Consider the following 21,556-nt stretch of genomic DNA (forward strand, 5'->3'; position numbering starts at 1 on the left):
GACCGTCCATGACTGCGCGCATGCTTCGTTTGGGCGTCAACATCGATCACGTTGCCACCATCCGCAACGCGCGTGGCGGCCGGCATCCCGATCCGGTGCGCGCCGCCAAGATGGCAGCCGCGGCCGGTGCCGATGGCATCACGGCCCATCTGCGCGAGGATCGCCGGCATATCTCCGATGGCGATATCGACCGCCTGATGGCCGAGATCAGCCTGCCGCTGAATCTGGAAATGGCTGCCACCGAAGAGATGCTGGCCATCGCGCTGCGCCACAAACCGCATGCAGCCTGCATCGTGCCGGAGCGGCGCGAGGAGCGCACCACCGAAGGCGGCCTGGATGCCGCCGGTCAGTTCGACCACCTGAAGCCGATGGTTGCCAAACTCTCGGCCGCCGGCATCCGCGTGTCGCTGTTCATCGAGGCCTCGCTCAAGCAGCTCGATGCGGCGAAGGCGCTCGGTGCCCCGGTGATCGAGCTGCATACCGGCCGCTATTGCGAAACCGAGGGCGCCGAGCAGATCGTCGAGCTGGAGCGCATCCGCAATGCCGCTGCCCATGCCGAAACGCTGGGGCTGGAATGCCATGCCGGCCATGGCCTGAATTTCGAGACCGTGGCGCCGATTGCCGCGATCCCCACCGTGGTCGAACTCAACATCGGCCATTTCCTGATCGGCGAGGCGATCTTCGGCGGACTTGATGGCGCCATCCGCCGCATGCGCGCCCTGATGAACGACGCACGCGGCCTCACTGCGAAGTCGGCATGATCATCGGCCTGGGTTCCGACCTGATCGATATCCGGCGGATCGAGAAAACCATCGCCCGCTTCGGCGACCGGTTTCTCGACCGGATATTCACGCCGCTGGAGAAAGCGCGGTCCGACCGTCGGCCGCTGACCCGCATCGAGTCCTATGCCAAACGCTATGCCGCCAAGGAGGCCTGCTCCAAGGCGCTCGGCACCGGCTTTCGCAAGGGGGTGTTCTGGCGCGACATGGGCGTGGTCAACCTGTCGGGCGGCAAGCCCTCCATGGCGCTGACCGGCGGCGCCCTGGCCCGGCTGGAGAGCCTGTTACCCGCCGGTTACGAGGCCCAGATCGAGGTGTCGCTGACCGACGAACCGCCGCTCGCCCAGGCCATTGTCATCATCTCCGCCCGCCCCAAATCACCAGTCAGTTCAACGCCCTAGCCAGCGCTTGACTTTGCCGGTCGGAAGACGGCTTGATGCCGGTCCGGCGGACCGGAAAATGCGCGTAAGGGATTGATTTATATGGATCAGGAGCAGGTGGTGGCGAAGTCGAAGGCGCGGGGAAGCGACATCTGGGACAGCCTGCGCACGCTCGTCTACGCCGTCCTGATCGCGGTCGGTATCCGCACCGTGGCCTACGAGCCGTTCCACATTCCGTCTGAGTCGATGCTGCCGACGCTGCTGGTCGGCGATTATGTCTTCGTCTCCAAGTTCGCCTATGGCTACAGCAAGTATTCGGTCATCTTCAGCCCGCCGATCTTCGAGGGCCGCATCCTCGGTTCGGCACCCAAGCGTGGCGATGTGGCTGTGTTCCGCTGGCCGCAGGACCCCTCGATTGACTATATCAAGCGCGTGATCGGCCTGCCGGGCGACCGCATCCAGATGCGCGACGGTGCGCTCTACATCAACGGCGAGCCGGTGAAGCGTCGCCGGATCGAGGATTTCGAGCGCCGCGACCGCTTCGGCAACGTACAGGAGCGCATCGAGCAGTGGGAAGAGACCCTGCCCAATGGTGCGCAGTACGTCACGCTGAACCTGTCGAAATACAATTCCGGCGACAACACTGGCGTCTACACGGTGCCGGCCGGCCATTATTTCATGATGGGCGACAACCGCGACAATTCGCAGGACAGTCGCGTGCCGGTTGAAGTGGGTGGTGTGGGCTATGTGCCCGCCGATCACCTGATCGGCCGTGCCGAGATCCGCTGGATTTCCATCGACCAGAGCGCCTCGCTGCTCAAGCCGTGGACATGGTTTGGCGCCCTGCGCTGGAATCGCATGTTCACCGGTATCAACTGAGGCTGGCGTGACCGCGGATTCACGCAAACCGGCGCTCGATCAACTGCAGCAGGCGCTGGGCCATAAATTCGCCGATACAAAGGTGCTGGAAGAGGCCCTGGTGCATCCGTCGGCCAATCCACGCCGTAGCCGTGCCAAGTCGGCACGTGCAAAGAATCCGGAAACGCCACCCACTGTGCGCGACTACAATCGCCTGGAATTCATCGGCGACCGCGTGCTGGGGCTGGTTGTCGCCACACTGCTGGCCGAGCGGTTTCCGCAGGCCGAGGCTGGCGAGCTGGCACTGCGTTACAACGCGCTGGTGAAACAGGAAAGCCTGGCGCGGTTTGCGCAGTCGTTGGGGCTGGGTGACTTTATCCAGCTGTCGCGCTCCGAGCGCGACTCCGGTGGCGCTGGCAAGCCGGCCATCCTGGCTGATGCCTGCGAGGCCGTGGTGGCCGCGCTCTATCTCGATGGCGGCCTGAAGGTGGCCGAGCGTTTCGTGCGCCGCTATATGGAGCCGATGCTGGGCGAGGTTTCCAATGGCGCCGCCAAGGATCCCAAAACCGCCCTGCAGGAATGGGCCGCGGCCCGCGGCATGGCCGCGCCGCGCTACGATATTGTCAGCACCGAAGGCCCGCCGCATGAACCACGCTTCACTGTTGCGGTGAAGCTGGGCAGTGGCGAGCCGGCCAAGGGGCAGGGCGGCTCGAAACGGGCCGCTGAACAGGAAGCGGCCGGTCGTTTGCTCGACCGGCTAGTCACCGAGAAAGTATGACCGAGAACATCAAAACGGATCCGGCGGCACAGCATTGTGGCTATGTCGCTATCGTCGGCGCACCGAATGCGGGCAAATCGACGCTGCTGAACAAGATCGTCGGCGCGAAGATATCGATTGTCTCGAAAAAGGTGCAGACCACGCGCGCGCGTATCACCGCCATCGGCATGGAAGGCAATGCGCAGATCATTTTTCTGGATACGCCGGGCATCTTCACGCCCAAGCGCCGCCTGGATCGTGCCATGGTCAATGCCGCCTGGAGCGGCGTTGAAGAAGCCGATGTGGTGCTGCTCCTGATCGATGCCGAACGTGGCTACGATGACGAAAGTCGCGCCATCGTTGAATCGCTGAAGGACCGCAAGCGCCGCAACGTGCTGCTGGCGCTGAACAAGGTGGATGCCGTGCAGCGCGAAAAGCTGCTCGGCCTGGCCAAGCAGCTGAGCGAAGCCTACGAGTTTGAGCGCATTTTCATGATCTCGGCCGAAAAGGGCACCGGCGTCGATGACGTGCGGGCCGATCTGGCCGGGCGTATGCCGGCCGGGCCCTGGCTCTATCCGGAAGACCAGCTGGCCGATGTGCCGATGCGCTTCCTCGCGGCGGAGATCACCCGCGAGCAGGTTTATCGCAGCCTGCATGACGAACTGCCCTATGCAATCACGGTCGAGACCGAGAACTGGAAAGACCAGAAGGATGGTTCGGCCCGCATCGACCAGGTGATCTATGTCGAGCGCGAAAGCCAGAAGAAGATCGTGCTCGGCGAGAAGGGGCAGATGATCAAGCGCGTCGGCGCCTTCGCCCGCAAGATCATGGAAGAGCAGTTCGACCGTCGCGTGCACCTGTTTCTGTTCGTCAAGGTGCGTGAGGACTGGGGCGACGATCCCGAGCGCTACGAAGCCATGGGGCTCGATTTCCCCAAGCTGTGAGCGCTAGACGCCCACCAGCAGCATGAACAGCGGCACGGTGATGAAGGCGAGGATCGTGCTGACCGTCACGATGGCTGCTGCCAGCGGCGCATCGCCGCCCATCTGTCGTGCCAGGATGTAACTTGCACTGGCAGTCGGCATGGTGCCCCACAGTACCATCACCTTGGTTTCCAGCGGCCCCAGACCCCAGAGCTTTGCCGCGCCATAGAGCATCAGCGGATAGACCATCAGCTTCAGGGCGCAGGACAGCAGCACGGCGCGGCCGCCATTGCGCGCGGCTTCCCATTGCAGCCCGGCTCCCACGGTAAGCAGGCCCATGGGGGCTGCCATGCTGCCCAGCATCTTGAACACCGGTGCGATGCCGGCGGGCAAAGTGATATCGGCAAGGTTCATGGCAATGCCGATCAGGCAGGCGATGATCAGCGGATTCTTGGCCAGGAACAGCACCTGGCCCTTGAAGCTGGTGCTCTGCCCATGGGCGCCGTAGCGCGCCAGGGTCAGCACGCACAGCACGTTGAGCACCGGGATGGCCAGCGCGATGGCCACCGCGAACAGCGTGATGCCGGCGCCGCCCTCTAGCGCTGCCACGGCACCCAGGCCGACAAAAGTGTTGAAGCGTACGGCGCCCTGGAACACCGAGGTGAAGCCCGGGCCGTCGACCCGTGCGAGCGGCCGCAGCAGGTAGACCAGCGCGGCCTGCAACAGGATCACCGCCAGCAGGGCGCCGAGCATGCCGGTGGGATCGAGGCTGCCGAGCCGCGCACTGCTCAGGTTGTCGACCAGCAGGGCCGGAAAGAAGATGAAGTAGGTCATCTTGTCGGCCAGCGGCCAGAAGGCGTCGCCCGGGAAATTATAGCGCTTGAGCGCGCCGCCGAGCGCGATCAGCAGGAAGATCGGAATGATGGCGAAGATGACGGTAAGCATGCGGGACTCGGGCGAGAGGTGCTGCGCGAGTCTAGCCTAAGGATTGCGGCGAAACTAATGCTGGGCCAGCAGGATCAGCAGGTCCATGGCGCGGGTGGCGAAGCCGAAGCCGAGATAGAGCGCCAGTGCCCGCAGGCCGGCATTGCGCCAGGCTTCGTATTTATCCGCCACCAGTGGCCTGGCGGTGGCAGCGCGCACCGGCAGAACCGGCACGGTCACGATGGCGGGCAGTGACGATGAACGGGTTTCCGGCAGCAGGAACTCGGCAACACGGGTGTGGTCGGGGCCGTAGATACGGCGCCAGCGGAACGCCTCCGCCTCGGCGCGTTCGGCATCACCCAGGGAGGCGCGCGGAATCCAGCTGCCCGCCAGCTTGGTCAGCACGACGTAACGCGGGATCACGATCTCACTTTGGACGCCCATGTAACTGAGTGTGTCAGATCAGAATTAACGATTCTTAAACCCGGGTTAATTTTTCCGTGAACACCCGGCATTTTCCACGGAACCATAAGGACATAGCGGAGGTTTCGTTATTCCACTGGAGATGGCCATGATCACCCCCGATAACCCCGGAAAAGCAGCAGAAACGCAAAGTTCCGGCCGTCGGCTGCGGCCCTGGCACTGGGTACTGGGCGCTATCGGCCTGCTGGTGACTGTCCTGGTCGTGGGGGCAGCCCTGTTTGACTGGAACTGGCTGCGCAATCCGGCGCAGAACTTCATCACCGCCGCCACCGGCCGGCAGACCGTGATCAACGGCCGTGTGGGCGGAGAATGGTCGCTGACGCCGCGCTTCGTGATCGAAGACTTCCATATGGCCAATGCCGACTGGGCGAGGGAGAAGGAGCTGCTCAGTTTCGAGCGCGCCGAGATCGTGGTCGATCTGCGCCAGCTGCTGCGGGGCCGTACCGTGCTGCCGGAAATCAGGCTGGTGAAGCCGCAGATCGCGCTGGAACGCCGTGCAGATGGCGAGGCCAATTGGACACTTGGTATGACGGTCGCCAAGGACGTGGCCGCGCCGGAAGACCGCACGGATATGCCGCTGATCGGGCGCCTGCGCATCGAAGACGGCCGTTTCCTCTATCGCGACGAAAAGGCCGGCGTCGATATTGATGCCGAGCTGGCCACCGTGTTCGGTGCCAACAACGAGGGCAGGGATCGCGTTCGCCTGGGTGGACGCGGCACCATGCATGGCGAGGCGTTCCGGCTGCGCCTCACCGGCGGTTCGCTGCTGTCGCTGCGCGAAGGCGACGAACCCTATCCGCTGACCATCGAGTTGACGATCGGACAGACAATCGCACGGATCTCCGGCACGCTGGCTGATCCGATCCGGTTCGAGGGCCTCGATCTCGAGGTGGCGCTGAGCGGTCCCGATCTGGGCAGGTTGCAGGTGATGACCGGCGTGCCGTTGCCGATGACGCCCCCTTACGATCTGAAGGGCCGCTTGTATCGGGATGGTGCAATCTGGCGGATCGAAAACATGGCCGGCCGTGTCGGCAACAGCGATCTCGGCGGTGTCATCAGGATCGATACCGGCCGCGAACGGCTTTATCTCGAAGCCGATCTGCATTCGAAGAGTCTGGACTACCGTGATATCGGGCCGCTGATCGGCCTGAAACCGGAAGCGGAGCGGGCACCCAATATCGCGGCGTCATCGGCGAGTGAAAAACAGGCTGCGGCATCCAAGGCAACCAATCCCGCCGTTCATGCGCCGTCGCGCGTCTTGCCTGATGCACCATTGGCGGTCGAACAGCTGCGCCAGGTCGATGCCAGGGTGAAATTCCGCGGCGACAAGATCGAAGCGCCGAATACGCCACTCAGCGGCGTTGATCTCGAGCTGGTGCTGGAGAACAGCGTGCTGCATCTGCGGCCGCTGAAGCTCGGCGTTGCCGGCGGCCTGGTCGATGCGGATATCCGTATTGATGCGCGCAGTAATGTCGTGCTGACACAGTATGATGTGAAGCTGAATCGGTTTCGGCTCGAGCGCTTTCTGGACTCGGCCGGCCTCAAGGATACCGGCAGCGGCCGGATTGATGGCCGTATTCGGCTGACCGGTTATGGCGATACCGTGCAGAAATCACTGGGCAGTGCCAATGGCGATATTCGGCTGCATATGAATGGCGGTACGCTGTCCAATCTGGCGATGGAACTGGTCGGCCTTGATGTGGCGGAAGCGGCCCGCTTCTGGGCCGGCGGCGACCGCACTATTCCGTTGCGTTGCTTCGCTGCCGATTTTAACGTCGAAAGCGGCATGATGACGCCACGGCTGTTCGTACTCGATACCTCCGATACCACGGTGACGGCCGAAGGCCGGATCAGCCTGGCGGAGGAATTGCTGGGGCTGAAGATCAAGGCGCATCCCAAGGATCCCAGTCTGCTGTCAGCCCGCACGCCCATCAATATCACCGGCGCCTTCAGCCGCCCCAGCATCAGCCTCGATGCCAGCGCGCTGGCTGCCCGGACGGCGGGCGCCGTGGCACTCGGCCTGCTGCTCACGCCCTTGGCGTCCATCCTGGCCTTCATCGAACCTGGCCTGGAAAGCGACAGCGACTGCATCGCGCTGCTGAAGCAGGTTCAGCCGGGCCAGCCAGGATGAACCTGCGGCTGCCCAGTCTGGGCCGGCTGATGGTCAGTGCCGGCCGCGCCATGATCAACAGCCTGTCTTTCGAGCTGGCCGGCCATATCGCCTATACCGCTTTGCTGTCGATATTCCCGTTCCTGATCTTCCTCGCCGCCCTGGCGGGTTTTCTGGGCGATTACGGCGGCAGCCTGGCCTCGGTGCATGCCGTGCTGGATATCCTGCCGGAGGATGTCGGCGCCACGCTGCGCCCGGTGATTGACGAAGTGCTCAACCGGCGCGATGGCGGCCTGCTGACGCTGGGTCTGCTCGGGGCGCTGTGGATCGCCTCCAATGGCATCGATGCGTTGCGGATTGCGCTCAATACCAGCTATGGCTTCGATGAGCCGCGGCCCTGGTGGATGATCAAGCTGGGCAGCCTGGGGGCCATCCTGTTCGGCGGTTTCATCTTCCTGCTGCTGTCGCTGCTGATCGTGCTCGGGCCGCTGATCTGGCAGGCGCTGCTGTGGCTGTTCCCGCTTGGCAACGCGGAACGCTGGGCCTTTGGTTTCACCCGCTACGGCCTGGCCGCGGCGGTGCTGACGGCGGGCCTGCTGGCGATGCATCGCTGGCTGCCCGGGCGGCATCTGCGCTGGCGCGACCTGCTGCCCGGCGTGCTGGTCACCGTGGTGCTGTGGCTGATCGTGGCCGGGCTGTTTTCGCTCTATGTGGCCCGGCTGGGCAATTACAGCGCCACCTATGGCAGCCTGGGCGGGGTGATCGTCACCCTGGTGTTCTTCTACGTTTCGGCCGTGCTTTTCATCTTCGGCGCCGAGGTCAATGCCGCCCTGCTGCGGCGCAGGATGAAAAAACCGCCACCGCCGCCGTCCGAGGCTCTGGCCGACCGCTGACCTGCTGGCTATGCTCCGTCCCCTGTGTTTTTGCCTCGAGGGAACGGACCAGCAATCATGGCGACCAAGAAAAAGAAGACCGCGTCGCGCCCAAGCGTGATGAAGGGCGGGAAGATCGACAAGTCCAAGCTGCCGAGCCGGCATGTGACCGAAGGCCCCGAGCGGGCCCCGCACCGCAGCTACTATTACGCCATGGGGCTGACCGAGAAGGAAATCCACCAGCCCTTCGTCGGCGTCGTCACCACCTGGAACGAGGCCGCGCCCTGCAACATCACACTGGGTCGTCAGGCGCAGGCGGTGAAGAAGGGCGTCAAGGCTGTGGGCGGCACGCCGCGCGAATTCACCACCATCACGGTGACCGACGGCATCGCCATGGGCCACCAGGGCATGAAGTCGTCGCTGATCAGCCGCGAGGTGATCGCCGACAGTACCGAGCTGACCGTGCGCGGCCATTGCTATGACGCGCTGGTGGGTCTTGCCGGCTGTGACAAGTCGCTGCCCGGCCTGATGATGGCGATGGTGCGGCTCAACATTCCCTCCATCTTCATGTATGGCGGCTCCATCCTGCCCGGCAAGTTCCGCGGCCGTGACGTCACCGTGGTCGACGTGTTCGAAGGCGTCGGCCAGCATGCCGCCGGCAAGATGAGCGACAAGGACCTGCATGAGCTGGAATGCGTGGCCTGCCCCTCGGCCGGCAGCTGCGGCGGCCAGTTCACCGCCAACACCATGGCCTGCGTCTCGGAAGCCATCGGCTTGGCGCTGCCCGGTTCGGCCGGCGCCCCGGCGCCCTATGAGACCCGCGACCAGTATGCGGAAGCCTCGGGCAAGCAGGTGATGGAGCTGATCAAGCTGGGCATCCGCCCGCGCGACATCGTCACCAAGAAGGCGCTGGAGAATGCCGCCCGCGTGGTAGCGGCCACCGGCGGCTCGACCAACGGCGCGCTGCATCTGCCCGCCATCGCCCATGAAGCCGGCATCAAGTTCGATCTGGATGATGTGGCCAAGATCTTCAAGTCGACGCCCTATATCGCCGACCTCAAGCCGGGCGGCCGCTATGTCGCCAAGGACATGTACGAGATCGGCGGCGTGCAGGTGGTGCTGAACGAGCTGATGAAGGGCGGCTATATCCATGGCGACTGCCTCACCGTCACCGGCAAGACCATCGAGCAGAACCTGAAGGGCGTCACTTTCCCGAAGAACCAGGATGTGGTGCGGCCGATCAGCAATCCGATCACGCCGACCGGCGGCGTGGTGGGCCTGAAGGGCAATCTCGCGCCGCGCGGCGCCATCGTGAAGGTGGCGGGCATGGCGCGGCTGAAGCATGTCGGCCCGGCGCGGGTGTTCGACTCTGAGGAAGCCGCCTTCGAGGCGGTGCAGAAGAAGAAGTACAAGGACGGCGACGTGATCGTCATCCGCTATGAAGGCCCCAAGGGCGGCCCCGGCATGCGCGAGATGCTGTCGACCACCTCGGCGATCTACGGCCAGGGCATGGGCGAGAAGGTGGCGCTGATCACCGACGGGCGTTTCTCCGGCGGCACGCGCGGCTTCTGCGTCGGCCATGTCGGGCCGGAGGCGGCGGTCGGCGGTCCCATCGGCCTGATCAAGAATGGCGACATCATCACCATCGATGCGGTGAAGGGCATTCTCAGCGTCGATGTTTCGGCCAAGGAAATGGCGGCGCGCCGCAAGAAGTGGAAGCCGCGCAAGACCGAGTACCAGTCGGGTACGCTGTGGAAATACGCCCAGACCGTGGGCGATGCCCATGACGGCGCGGTGACCCATCCGGGCGGCGCCAAGGAAGTGAAGGAATACGCCGACATCTAGTCGACTCCCAGACGGGCGCCCCAGCGGCGCCCGTCTTCGTTTCATAGCACCCCAGACGCCATGCAGCTTTTCGACCTTCTTCTTGTTACGCTCGGCGCCGTGACCGCTTTTACGATTGCCGCCGCTCTCCAGTTTCGGCATGGCAACCGACGCCTGGCCGGTGGTTTCCTCTGCGTCGCGGGTTTTTGCTTGGCTCTTGGTTTCTTTTCGGCCTACCGCTTGGGTCTGAGCAACGATCCGCAGGATTGGTTTTCCCGCACGCGCCCCTGCAGCGCGACGGGCCGCTGTTAAATCAAAGCCCCCAACCATAAACGAGCCCCAGACATGACCTATCGCATTGCCATTGCCGGCTTCCAGCATGAGACCAACACCTTTGCGCCGACGCGCGCCACGCTCGACCTGTTCATCCAGGGCGAGGGCTGGCCGCCGCTGACCGAGGGCAAGGCGATCTTCGATGTGTTCGGCCCGATGAATATTCCGATCGGCGGCTTCATCCATGCGGCGAAGCCGAAGCAGTGGGAGCTGCATCCGATTGTCTGGGCCGCCGCCGCGCCGTCGTCCTACGTTTCCACCGAGGCGTTTGAATATGTGGCGAAGAAGATCCTGGACGGCATCGCCGCCCTGAAGGGCCGCATCGACGGCGTCTATCTCGACCTGCATGGCGCCATGGTGACGGAAGCCCATGAAGACGGCGAGGGCGAACTGCTGCGCCGCGTCCGCGCACTCGTCGGCCCCGACATGCCGATCGGCGTCAGCCTCGACCTGCATGCCAATGTGACGCCGGAGATGGTGCAATACAGCGACGTGCTGATCGCCTATCGCACCTATCCGCATCTCGACATGGCGGTGACCGGTGCGCGCGTGCTGCACCATATGGAAAAGCTGCTGACCGGCGAGCGCAAACGCCAGGCCAAGGCGCTGCGGCAACTGCCGTTCCTGATCCCGCTGACGGCGCAATGCACCTTCATCGAGCCGTGCAAGAGCCTGTACGACCAGATGGGCGACATGGAGCACAGCGCCGCCTATCCGGGCTTGAGCAGCATGAGCTTCAGCCCCGGCTTCCACCCGGCCGATATCCATCATTGCGGCCCGACCGTGGTGGCCTATGCCGATACGCAAGCCACCGCCGACAAGGCCGCCGATGATTTCACCCGCGCCATCACCGAGCGCGAGGCGGAGTTCAAGCTCAATCTTCTGTCGCCCGTCGATGCCATCGAGCAGGCGCGCAAACTGATCCGCGCCGGCGCCAGCAAGTCCATCGTGCTGGCCGATGTGCAGGACAATCCCGGCACCGGCGCCACCAGCGACACCACCGGACTCTTAGCAGCCCTGATCGCCGAGCATGTGCCCGATGCCACGCTGGGCCTGCTGTATGACCCGGAAGTCGCCAAGCTGGCGCACCAGGCCGGCGAGGGCGCCGAGATCGAGGTGGCGGTGGGCGGCAAGCTGCTCAATGTCGAGGGCGCGCGGCCCTATCGCAATCGCTTCAAGGTGGCGAAACTCGGCAGCGGCAAATTCCTCTGCACCGGGCCGTTCTACAAGGGCACCAGCATGGCGCTCGGCCCGATGGCGCGCCTGCAGTGCAATGGTGTCGACCTGGTGCTCGCCTCGGCGCGGGTGCAGGCCGCCGACAAGGAGATGTACCGGCATTTAGGGATCGAGCCGGGCCAGCGCCAGATCGTCGGCGTGAAAAGCACGGTGCATTTCCGCGGCGACTTCACCGACATCGCCCATGACATCCTGAACGTGGAAAGCCCGGGCGCCTTCATCGAGCGGGCCGAAACGCTGCCCTATAAAAAGCTGCGCAAGGGCATGAAGCTCAGTCCCAAGGGGCGCCAGCATCCGGGCTGAGGAGTCTTCCCGGCACTTCGCTGGCGTTCGCTGGGCTTCGCTGGTGTTCGTGGCGCTTCGCTGGCGTTCGCTGGATGCTCGTTCGGGTTCGTTGCGGTTCGCTCAGGTTCGTTCGGGTTCGCGATAACCGGCATACAAGTGTAACTCACGGCATCGCGGCCCAACCGGATCAGATAGGGAACGATCTGCGGGGTTCAAGAGGGCCTTCCGCATTATCCTCCACCGTCATGCCCGGGCTTGACCCGGGCATCCATCCCCACCATCGGCGCCGCAGGCCTCTCGGTCATGGCCCTGACCCATCGGCAAATGGATGCCCGGGTCAAGCCCGGGCATGACGGAGTGGGGGTGGTGGCAGGGAGACTCATCCGGGCATGACGGGGTTGGGGTGGTGGGAGAGAAACGCATCCGGCCATGACGGCGTGGGGAAGGCGCGAAGGAGCAAGAGGCGGGCCTGCCTATTCCGGTATGACGCCGCCTGCCGTAACGTCGCTGCGGACGGCGCCGCGCCGCCGCGCTATGCTGCCGGCAACGATAAAAGCCCGGAGGCGCCGCCGTGCAGGCGAGGGAGCTGTTCACCCCTGACGAGATCAAACGGCTGAGCACGCGCTCCGATGTGATGGGCGCGCTGCTGGTGCTGCATGCCTGGGCGCTGATCGGCGGCAGCATGGCGGTGTTCGCCGCCTGGCCCAATCCGCTCAGCTTCATCCTCGCCGTGATGGTGATCGGCGGGCGCCAGCTCGGCCTCGCCATCCTGATGCATGATGCCGCCCATGGCCTGCTGTTCCGCACCCGGCGCTGGAACGAACTGGCCGGGCAATATCTCTGCGCCCTGCCGGTGGGCACCGACCTCAATCTCTATCGCCCCTATCACCTGAAGCATCACCGCTACACCCAGCAGGCCGAGGACCCCGACCTGGTGCTGTCGGCGCCATTCCCGATCACGACGCAGAGCCTGAAACGCAAGGTGTGGCGCGACATCAGCGGGCGCACCGGATACACCCGGCGCAAGGAACAGATTGTGATGGCATGGGGGCCTATGGGGGGCGAGGCGGGCTTAAGCTGGCGCGAACGCTGGGCGCGGCTGCGGCAGGCCGGCCTGGTGGGCGGCGTGGCGGCCAATCTCGCGCTGTTCGCGCTGCTCGCCGCCATCGGATACTGGTGGCTGTATCCGGCGCTGTGGCTGCTGCCGCTGCTCACCTGGTATCAGCTGATCAGCCGCATCCGCAACATCGCCGAACATGCCGTGGTGCCCGACAACGACGATGCCTTGCGCAACACGCGCACGACGCTGGCCGGCATCTGGACGCGCCTGCTGCTGGCGCCCTACTGGGTGAACTACCATCTGGAGCATCACCTGCTGCTCAGCCTGCCGTGCTGGAAACTGCCGGTGGCGCATCGCCTGCTGATTGCCAAGGGCCTGCGCGACCGGATGGAAGTGCGCGACAGCTATGCCGAGGTACTGCGTATGGCGACGAGCGCGGTGAGCGAGGGGCCACATAATAGTGTAGGCAACAGTAAAGCTGTACACATCTGACGCGCGTGCATTAAAACAACTTAAGGTGAAGCGCGCGCGGTTGAGAGCGATAATGAAGAAGAAATACTTCCAACATAAAAATCTCGTCAGCAATATTCAGACGATGAAAAGATCTGGTGGTAAGCAAGCCGCTGCGGCGGGAGAAGTCTTAGCCATAATTGGCGCAATCAATACGCAGACTGCCGACCCATTCCACGGGGTTCGTCAGACAAAGCACGGAGAGTCGCGTATACCGAACTGCATAAAGTATGACCTGACAGGATTTTGCCGATTGGTGACCGTCCTGTATGGCCATGTTCACATTCTTGTATATGCCGGATCTCATGAAGACGAAGAGCGATGGTTGAATAATAATCGCGGGCTTACCTTCGGAGTCGACAACGACAATCGCATTATCGAGATTACGGTGTCAGGCAACAGCAATCAAATAACTGCTGCTCCTGATACGTGGCACGGCAAGCTTCTTGATCGTCTGGACCCGAACTCAAGAGCGGATCTATTTGGCGATTTACCCGCTCGTGATGTCGAGCCGTTCCGCGATATAGAAGCAGGAGTTAGCTCTGAGAAAATTGGCTACTACGTGCAGTCCGTTGGAGACGAGAATCTTCGTCTAGCGATCTATGATGTTCTAATCAAACTAAACGCCGGAAATGTCGATGGGGCACGCGACAGAATTGCTCTTTTACGCGGAGACATAAAGCCAATATCGAGCTTTGAAGCGGAAGATTATTTAAAGATTCAAGATGGAGAAAGCGTAAAGCAAATCAAGATTGGATCACCTGAATATGAGGTGTGGATCAAGTCATACATTGATGCGAATACTTACTACGACTGGTTCCTGTTTATGCATCCGGAGCAGGAAAAGTATATTGATGAAGATTATGAAGGCCCCGCCCGTCTATCAGGTGTTTCCGGGTCTGGTAAAACATGCATTGCAATCCGCAGGGCGATTAGACTTGCGCAGGCAGGAAGTGGGAAAAAGATCGGTCTTATTACATTAAATAGAAGCCTTGCGGCGTTAATCTCTAAATTAGCAGATAGTGCGTGCCCAAATCCGGAAGTTAGATCTCGAATTGAGGTCTATTCATTTTTTAGATTGTGCCAGGTACTTCTGTCATCTCTTGATGCGCAAAATAGCCGTCGCTACAGCGATGTGACTTGGAAACTCGAAGAACATATTGACGAGATTTTTCGCGAATACTATCGCGGTGTGAATAACTATACAAAATCAGATGTTATGATACCGACTCATTACACTCTGGTGGCGCAGGGAGTTGATGCTGAAAGCTACATTAAGGAAGAGTTTGACTGGATACGTAGTGCACTCCCGTTTGAAAAGCGGGATGAGTACTTAGCTGTTGAAAGAAAAGGCCGCGGCTTACCATTAGACAAAGACCGCAGATCTCAAATCTTATCAGGCCTCTCGTATTGGGAGGAAAAGATGGAGCATGTAGGGATCATTGACTACATGGGACTTTCAACAGCCGTCACCAAGTTTAGAGATTTAGGCCTTCATTTCGATCATCTAATTATCGATGAAGCTCAGGATTTTGGTACAACCGAGCTATCCATATTGCGCAAATTAGTTCCGGAAGGGAAGAATGACATTTTCTTATGCGGTGATTTAGCGCAACACATTCTTCCGAAGCATCAGCGCTTTTCTGATGCAGGAATCGAAACTGCCAATCGCTCTTATAAAATCCGTCGCAACTACCGAAATAGTCGTGAGATTCTGAAAGCGGCGTATGGTGTTTTATATAACAACTTGAATGAAGCAATATTCGACAAGGGAGATTTAGAAATACTAGATCCCCAGTATGCAAACCGCTCATCTGCGGAACCAATAGTTTTGTCTGCGCCCAGTCTGGAAGGTGAAATTCGTAGTGCGATTGCGCTGATGCGTGAAAATGAGAATATGTACAAACAAAAGGGTGCCAAGCGATCACATAGCGGGTGCATTGCTTTTGCAGGCTTTACTCAATTCGAGATCAGCCTTTTTGCCCAGCAACATGGTCTTCCGGTGCTTGATGGAGCAAAAGAGCCAGCAGATGGCGAGTTGTTCTTATCCGATTTAGAGCAAACTAAGGGATATGAATTCGATACAGTCGTAATCTTAAATTGCCGGAAAGGAGCGCTTCCGCCAGCAGGAACTCCTGTCGAAGATGCATTTAGATTTGGCGCCCAACTATATGTTGCAATGACTCGTGCCAAGGAGCAGCTGGTTCTCTCATTTTCAGGAACGCCCAGTGATTGGCTAACAAATCGCGACGTAGGCCTTAGCTTTGATACATGGGACAATTATGTGGATGTATCACTCGTCGACCCATTGGGTGAGCCTGGATATTTACCTGAGCAAGTAGATATTGATGATGAAGCAAACCAAGTTATGCTTCTGAATGGCAGGCAATTTCTCTACACCCCTTATGCTTGGGGCATGCCTCCTGATCTACAGATTAAACTCGAAGAGGTTGTTCCCGGTGAGGCTCGACAGCGCGCTGGTCGTAGAGTTGCATGGAAGAACGTTGGCCAGTTACTAGAAGATATAGAGCTCGGCCCAGCTCGTGGTGGTACGCCACAAGTTTTCGGCCCAAAAGCCGACCAGCTAATTCGTGAAATGCTTGAGAAAGCTCGTTCTGGCGTCCGGCCTATCGCAAGACGGCCCGTGAGAAAAATTGAATATACAGACGCTAAGCCCGTAATAAATGCTCCTGAAGAGCATAGGGCCGAACTCGTGAATCCAGTCATTGATCCAAGAGATATCCCACTTGGAGAATTAAATTTAAGTGCAAGACTTTTTGTGTCTTTACATGAAGCAAAGGTGCGAACATTAGGTGACTTGATTAAAAGTCCGCTGAATGAAATCGCACGGCGCGCAAATCTGAGAAAACAAGATGAAGATGCGATTCAACTCGTAATCAATCAGCGTATACGGCAGTGGGAGATTACACTGCTCATGAAGCGTGCCGATACTCTTGACGTTACAAGCAGAACGAAGCGTGTTCTAAAAGCAAATGGACTGACTCTGCTAGCAGATGTCGCCAACATACGAATTTCTGAACTCCTCAAAAACCCAGAATGTGGACGCCGAGAAATACTTGAACTCCAACGCGCCCTGTCTAAGTACAACATCGTTCTGCGTCCCTAACTAACAACCTTCCTTTTCTCCCCGGCAGCCTCTCAGCTGCCGGGGAGCGCACACTAACCTAGCTCACGCCAGATCAAACCGATCCGCGTTCATCACCTTGGTCCAGGCGGCGACGAAGTCGCGCACGAACCGCTCCTTCGCATCGTCCTGGGCATAGACCTCGGCATAGGCGCGCAGCACCGAATTGGAGCCGAACACCAGGTCCACCCGCGTGGCGGTCCATTTCACCTGGCCGGTCTTGCGGTCGCGGATCTCGTAGAGATTTTTGCCCGCAGGTTTCCAGGTGTTGGCCATGTCGGTCAGCGCGACGAAGAAATCGTTCGTCAGCGCGCCGACGCGGTCGGTGAACACGCCATGCTTGGCGCCGCCATGGTTGGTGCCCAGCACGCGCATTCCGCCCACCAGCACGGTCATTTCCGGCGCCGTGAGCCCCATCAGCTGGGTGCGGTCGAGCATCAGCTCTTCCGCGCTCACGGCATAGTCCTCCTTCTGCCAGTTGCGGTAGCCGTCATGGATCGGCTCCAGCACCGCGAACGAGTCCGCGTCGGTCTGCGCGTCGCTCGCGTCGCCGCGGCCGGGCGCAAACGGCACGGTGATGCCGTCGAAGCCGGCGGCCTTCGCCGCCTGTTCGATCCCGACATTGCCGGCCAGCACGATGGTGTCGGCGAGGCTGGCGCCGCTGTCACGCGCAATGGCCTCCAGCACGCCGAGCACTTTGGCCAGCCGCGTGGGCTCATTGCCCGCCCAGTCCTTCTGCGGGGCCAGCCGGATACGCGCGCCGTTGGCGCCGCCGCGCATATCCGAACCACGATATGTGCGGGCACTGTCCCAGGCGGTGCTGACCAGCTCGGCGATGCTCAGGCCACTCGCGGCGATGCGCGCCTTCACATGGCCGATGTCGTACTGCGTCGGGCCGGCCGGGATCGGGTCCTGCCAGATCAGGTCTTCCTTCGGCACGTCGGGGCCCTGATAGCGCACCTTCGGGCCCATGTCGCGATGGGTCAGCTTGAACCAGGCGCGGGCGAAGACATCCGAGAAATAGGCCTGATCCCTGGCGAAGCGCTCGGAGATCTTGCGATAGACCGGATCGACCTTCATCGCCATATCGGCATCGGTCATGATCGGCATGCGGCGGATGCTGGGGTCTTCCACATCCACCGGCATGTCTTCCTCGCGGATGCCGATCGGCTGCCACTGATGCGCACCGGCCGGGCTCTTTTTCAGCTCCCACTCATAGCCGAGCAGCAGCTTGAAATAGCCGTTGTCCCACTTGGTGGGATTCGTGGTCCAGGCGCCCTCGAGGCCGCTGGTGACGGTGTCGCGGCCAACGCCACGGCTGGTCTTGTTGAGCCAGCCGAAGCCCTGGTCTTCCACCGGGCCGTCTTCCGGGCTGGGGCCCAGCTTGGCCGCATCGCCGTTGCCATGCGCCTTGCCGACCGTGTGGCCGCCGGCGGTGAGCGCCACGGTTTCCTCGTCATCCATCGCCATGCGGGCGAAGGTGAGGCGCACGTCGTGTGCGGTGCGCTGCGGGTCGGGCTTGCCGCCCACACCTTCGGGGTTGACGTAGATCAGGCCCATCTGCACGGCAGCCAGCGGATTGGCCAGCGACTGGCGGTCGTCGCCGTCATAGCGCTCGGAGCCGAGCCAGTCCTTTTCGGCGCCCCAGTAGATGTCTTTCTCGGGGTGCCAGATATCCTCGCGGCCGAAACCGAAGCCGAAGGTTTTCAGGCCCATCGATTCATAGGCGATGGTGCCGGCCAGGATGATCAGGTCGGCCCAGCTGATGCGGTTGCCGTATTTCTTCTTGATCGGCCAGAGCAGTCGGCGCGCCTTGTCGAGATTGGCATTGTCGGGCCAGGAATTCAGCGGCGCGAAGCGCTGGTTGCCGGTGCCGCCGCCGCCACGGCCATCGGCCATGCGGTAGGAGCCCGCGGCATGCCAGGCCATGCGGATCATCAAGCCGCCGTAATGGCCCCAGTCGGCCGGCCACCAGTCCTGGCTGGTGGTCATCAGCGCGGTGAGATCGGCCTTCAGCGCGGCGACATCCAGCTCGCGCAGCGCGGCGCGATAGCTGAAGCCCTGGCCGAGCGGATCGGTCTTGCTGTCGTGCTGGTGCAGGATGTCGAGGTTCAGTGCATTGGGCCACCAGTTGGTGACGGATGTGCCCGCCGCGGTGATCCCGCCATGCATTACGGGGCATTTGCCAGTCATGGGCGTGTCTCCAGTCTTTGCTATCCCGTCAGCCGGCCGCCGGCGGCGAACCAGGCTTGACGGTGCCGAGGATAGCGACAGACCGGATTTAGAAGAAATTGATAATACTGGTAATTATGATCGGAAATTCCGATCATAGGCCGGCCGCGCCGTCAGGCCACCGAGGCGGTGGCCTGCTGCAGCAGGGCCTGCGCCTCGGTGCTGCGGGCCGGGCAGACCAGCGTCACCGTCAGGCCGCCTTCGGGCCGGTTGGCGAGGTCGAGCCGGCCGCCGAGCAGCAGCGCCAGGCGATGCGCGATGGTGAGGCCGAGGCCGACGCCGCCGCTGCTGCTGCTGCGTGCCTGCGCGTCGGCGGCCTGGTAGAAGGCTTCGGTGACATGCTGCAGATGGTGCGCCGGGATGCCGGGGCCGCTGTCGCTGACGCGGATCCAGAAGGCGTCGCCGTCGAGGCCGACGCCGACCGCGATGCGGCCGCCGCGCGGCGTGAATTTGAGGGCGTTCGAGACCACGTTGAGGCAGATCTGGTGCAGGGCGCGCGGATCGGCCATCACCGGCGGCAGCCCGTCGGCCAGGTCGATCTCCAGGGTCTGCTCGGCATGGCGCGCGCGCGGTTCGAGCAGGCGCAGGATATTGGCGACCTCGATTGTCAGGTTGGTCGGCTCGAGCTTGACGGTCAGGCCGCCGGTGTCGATGGCCGCGTTGGTCAGCACATCCTCGACCAGCGCCATCAGATGCATGGCGCTGTGAAGGATGTCGTTGAGGTATTCCGTCTCGCGCTCGCCGAAGGGGCGGTTCTGCGCGCGGCGCAGCAGCATCAGCTCGGTGAAGCCGATGATGGCGTTGAGCGGCGTGCGCAATTCGTGGCTCATCACCGCGAGGAAGTTCGACTTGGCGATGCTGGCGGTCTGGGCGCGGTCGCGCGCCAGGCCCAGCTCGACCTGGCTGAGACGGAATTTCTCCAGCGCGCGGGCGAAGCGGCCGAATTCATCCGTCTGCTCCAGCATCGGCACCGTCACCGGCTGTTCCGCGGCGATGGCATTGGTGACGGCGATCAGGCGGTCGATGCGGGCCAGGATCGGCCGCATGCCGAACACCACGGCGCAGGCCGCGAGCAGCACCACCAGCAGCACACCGGCCAGCTGCAGCTGGATTTCGCGGTCGAAGACCGATTCCAGCTTGCTGGTGTCGATGTCGATCTGCACCGCGCCGACGATGCGGCCGTCGTAGTTGGGCAGCGGCGCCAGCGTGGAGACCAGGAACTGCTCGCCGGCCTGGCCGCGCCGGGTCGGCAGCTTTTGCGCCAGTCCGGCCTGCGCGGCCTGGGCGATCTGGGCGGCCGGGAAGGGCTGGGCGGTCGCGGTGTCCGACTGCGCGATCAGGGTCGGGCGGCCGTCCCGCAACAGATAGATGCTGTAGGCGGTGCCGGGCTTTTGGAAGATGTGCAGGAAATCCGAGGTCAGGAACGAGCCGACCTCCAGCGCGCCGAGATGGCGGCCGTCCGGCGCGAACACCGGCACGGCGCCGCGGATCGGCAGGCCATGCAGGCCGGGTTCGATGCCCTGGCGCGGCGTGCGCGTCTCGTTGACCTCGCGGATCATCGGGCGGAGAGTGCTCAGGTCGTCGTCGAACTGCTGCGGCCGGTGCAGGCGGAGCAGCGAGGTGGTGTTGGCGCGATGCAGGTGCAGATTGGTGATGCCCATTGCGCTCAGGCTGACGAAGGCGCCGTCCAGCTCGCGCTGCAGCGCGGCGCGGTCGTCGGCAAGGAAGTCACGCTGCACGGCGGGCAGCGCCGCCAGCGCGGCGGCCATCGCGCGGTTGGCGGCAGCCTGGACCTCGATGGCGTTTTCCAGATGCAGGCGGGCGCGCTCGGCGAGATCCTGTTCCTGGGCATCGATCAGATAGCGCATGGTGCCGAGGCCGATGCCGCCGATCAGCATCACCGCCACGACCGCGACGCACAGCACGATGAGTTTAAGGCGACCCCCGATGCTCATTTTCTGTCTCAGACCGCACGGGCAAGGCGCCCGACGCTGAGGCATTACATACCGTCCGCAGTTGGGGCAGCAAGGCCGTTTTTCGCCCAGTAACGCAAAATAAGCGGCGGTTCGCGCTGCGGCCACCCCGATCAAAAGCTATCGTGGTCCCATTGTTTGTGCTCATATTGGCCGCCCCGTATTTCACGAATGGTTTTCCCCATGCTCAAGGTTCATCATCTCAATAACTCGCGCTCGCAGCGCGTGCTGTGGCTGCTTGAAGAGCTGGGCGTGCCCTACGATGTGGTGCGCTACGAGCGCGACAAGGTGACCATGCGGGCGCCGGCGGCGCTGCAGAAGATCCATCCGCTCGGCAAGTCGCCGGTGATCGAGAGCGAAGAAGGCCAGATCATCGCCGAGACCGGCGCGATCATCGAATTCCTGATCGAGCGTTATGACAGCGGCCGCAGCCTGGTGCCGCCGCCCGACACGCAGGAGCGCCGCGACTGGACCTACTGGCTGCATTATGCCGAAGGCTCGGCGATGCCGTTGCTGCTGCTCAAGCTGATCTTCATGCGCATGCCGCATGGGGTGCCGTTCTTCATCCGCCCGCTGGTGAAGAAGATCGCCAAGACGGCGCAGGCCAAGGTGACCGATCCGCAGCTCACCACGCATATGCTCTACTGGGCCGATGCGCTGCGCCAGGGCAACGGCTGGTTCGCCGGCAAGGCGTTTTCGGCCGCCGATATCATGATGAGCTTCCCGCTGGAGGCCGCCGCCAGCCGCGTCGGGCTCGGCGAGGGCCACGGTCCGATCAAGGATTTCCTCGAGCGCATCCATGCCCGCCCGGCCTATCAGCGCGCCCTGGTCACCGGCGGGCCGTATGAGCTGCTGAAATAGGCCAAGCCGGA

17 protein-coding genes are annotated in these 21,556 nt (G+C 62.2%); 13 read left to right on the plus strand and 4 right to left on the minus strand.

The window, feature by feature from the left end; genetic code table 11:
* Positions 1–8: 8 nt before the first annotated feature.
* The 5 genes from AAG821_RS04100 to era all read left to right on the plus strand — a co-directional run bounded on the left by AAG821_RS04100 (position 9) and on the right by era (position 3,718).
* Positions 9–761 carry a pyridoxine 5'-phosphate synthase gene (locus AAG821_RS04100; protein WP_341910594.1) on the plus strand — a complete coding sequence of 251 codons (753 nt, stop codon included), beginning with the start codon at positions 9–11 and terminating at the stop codon, positions 759–761.
* On the plus strand, positions 758–1,180 hold the full coding sequence (gene acpS / locus AAG821_RS04105) for a holo-ACP synthase (protein ID WP_341895262.1): 423 nt from the start codon (positions 758–760) through the stop codon (positions 1,178–1,180). The genes AAG821_RS04100 and acpS overlap by 4 nt, the downstream gene beginning before the upstream one ends.
* Positions 1,181–1,261: 81 nt before the next feature.
* On the plus strand, positions 1,262–2,038 hold the full coding sequence (gene lepB, locus AAG821_RS04110) for a signal peptidase I (protein WP_341910592.1): 777 nt from the start codon (positions 1,262–1,264) through the stop codon (positions 2,036–2,038).
* Positions 2,039–2,045: 7 nt separating this feature from the next.
* Positions 2,046–2,795 carry a ribonuclease III gene (gene rnc / locus AAG821_RS04115; protein ID WP_341910590.1) on the plus strand — a complete coding sequence of 250 codons (750 nt, stop codon included), beginning with the start codon at positions 2,046–2,048 and terminating at the stop codon, positions 2,793–2,795.
* Positions 2,792–3,718, plus strand: coding sequence for a GTPase Era (gene era / locus AAG821_RS04120; protein WP_341910588.1), 927 nt, complete (start codon positions 2,792–2,794; stop codon positions 3,716–3,718). The genes rnc and era overlap by 4 nt, the downstream gene beginning before the upstream one ends.
* A 3-nt stretch (positions 3,719–3,721) precedes the next feature.
* On the opposite strand, the gene AAG821_RS04125 is transcribed toward era, so the two are convergent.
* Together AAG821_RS04125 and AAG821_RS04130 are read right to left on the minus strand one after the other, a co-directional pair.
* Positions 3,722–4,642 (minus strand): AEC family transporter, encoded by a 921-nt coding sequence (locus AAG821_RS04125; protein WP_341910587.1) that lies wholly within the window; start codon positions 4,640–4,642, stop codon positions 3,722–3,724.
* Between the two features lie 54 nt (positions 4,643–4,696).
* Positions 4,697–5,065, minus strand: coding sequence for a hypothetical protein (locus AAG821_RS04130; RefSeq protein WP_341910585.1), 369 nt, complete (start codon positions 5,063–5,065; stop codon positions 4,697–4,699).
* A 127-nt stretch (positions 5,066–5,192) separates the two neighbouring features.
* Between AAG821_RS04130 and AAG821_RS04135 the strand changes: the two genes are divergently transcribed.
* From AAG821_RS04135 to AAG821_RS04165, 7 genes are all read left to right on the plus strand, one after another.
* The gene (locus AAG821_RS04135; protein ID WP_341910582.1) at positions 5,193–7,235 is read left to right on the plus strand and encodes an AsmA family protein; all 2,043 of its coding nucleotides are present in this window, start codon (positions 5,193–5,195) and stop codon (positions 7,233–7,235) included.
* Positions 7,232–8,107: a YihY/virulence factor BrkB family protein gene (locus tag AAG821_RS04140; protein WP_341910580.1), complete on the plus strand. Its 876-nt coding sequence runs from the start codon at positions 7,232–7,234 to the stop codon at positions 8,105–8,107. Before AAG821_RS04135 ends, AAG821_RS04140 begins: the two co-directional genes overlap by 4 nt.
* 57 nt (positions 8,108–8,164) lie before the next feature.
* Positions 8,165–9,931: a dihydroxy-acid dehydratase gene (gene ilvD / locus AAG821_RS04145; RefSeq protein WP_341910578.1), complete on the plus strand. Its 1,767-nt coding sequence runs from the start codon at positions 8,165–8,167 to the stop codon at positions 9,929–9,931.
* Positions 9,932–9,991: 60 nt separating this feature from the next.
* A complete protein-coding gene (locus tag AAG821_RS04150) occupies positions 9,992–10,222 on the plus strand; it encodes a hypothetical protein (protein WP_341910576.1) in 231 nt (76 codons plus the stop codon).
* A 33-nt stretch (positions 10,223–10,255) separates the two neighbouring features.
* Positions 10,256–11,782 carry a M81 family metallopeptidase gene (locus tag AAG821_RS04155; RefSeq protein ID WP_341910574.1) on the plus strand — a complete coding sequence of 509 codons (1,527 nt, stop codon included), beginning with the start codon at positions 10,256–10,258 and terminating at the stop codon, positions 11,780–11,782.
* Positions 11,783–12,335: 553 nt separating this feature from the next.
* Entirely contained in the window at positions 12,336–13,316 is a 981-nt protein-coding gene (locus tag AAG821_RS04160; RefSeq protein WP_341910572.1) for a fatty acid desaturase family protein, read from the plus strand.
* A 52-nt stretch (positions 13,317–13,368) separates the two neighbouring features.
* Entirely contained in the window at positions 13,369–16,461 is a 3,093-nt protein-coding gene (locus tag AAG821_RS04165) for a 3'-5' exonuclease (protein WP_341910570.1), read from the plus strand.
* A gap of 63 nt (positions 16,462–16,524) precedes the next feature.
* On the opposite strand, the gene katG is transcribed toward AAG821_RS04165, so the two are convergent.
* Together katG and AAG821_RS04175 are read right to left on the minus strand one after the other, a co-directional pair.
* Entirely contained in the window at positions 16,525–18,672 is a 2,148-nt protein-coding gene (katG, locus tag AAG821_RS04170) for a catalase/peroxidase HPI (RefSeq protein WP_341910568.1), read from the minus strand.
* A gap of 152 nt (positions 18,673–18,824) precedes the next feature.
* Complete coding sequence (locus tag AAG821_RS04175) at positions 18,825–20,666, minus strand: cache domain-containing protein (protein WP_341910565.1); 1,842 nt, start codon at positions 20,664–20,666, stop codon at positions 18,825–18,827.
* A 201-nt stretch (positions 20,667–20,867) separates the two neighbouring features.
* On the opposite strand from AAG821_RS04175, the gene AAG821_RS04180 reads away from it, so the two are divergent.
* Complete coding sequence (locus tag AAG821_RS04180) at positions 20,868–21,545, plus strand: glutathione S-transferase (RefSeq protein ID WP_341910563.1); 678 nt, start codon at positions 20,868–20,870, stop codon at positions 21,543–21,545.
* Positions 21,546–21,556 lie beyond the last annotated feature (11 nt).

Origin of the sequence: Ferrovibrio terrae (assembly GCF_943372915.1) — a bacterium.
Taxonomy (GTDB): Bacteria; Pseudomonadota; Alphaproteobacteria; order Ferrovibrionales; family Ferrovibrionaceae; genus Ferrovibrio; species Ferrovibrio terrae_A.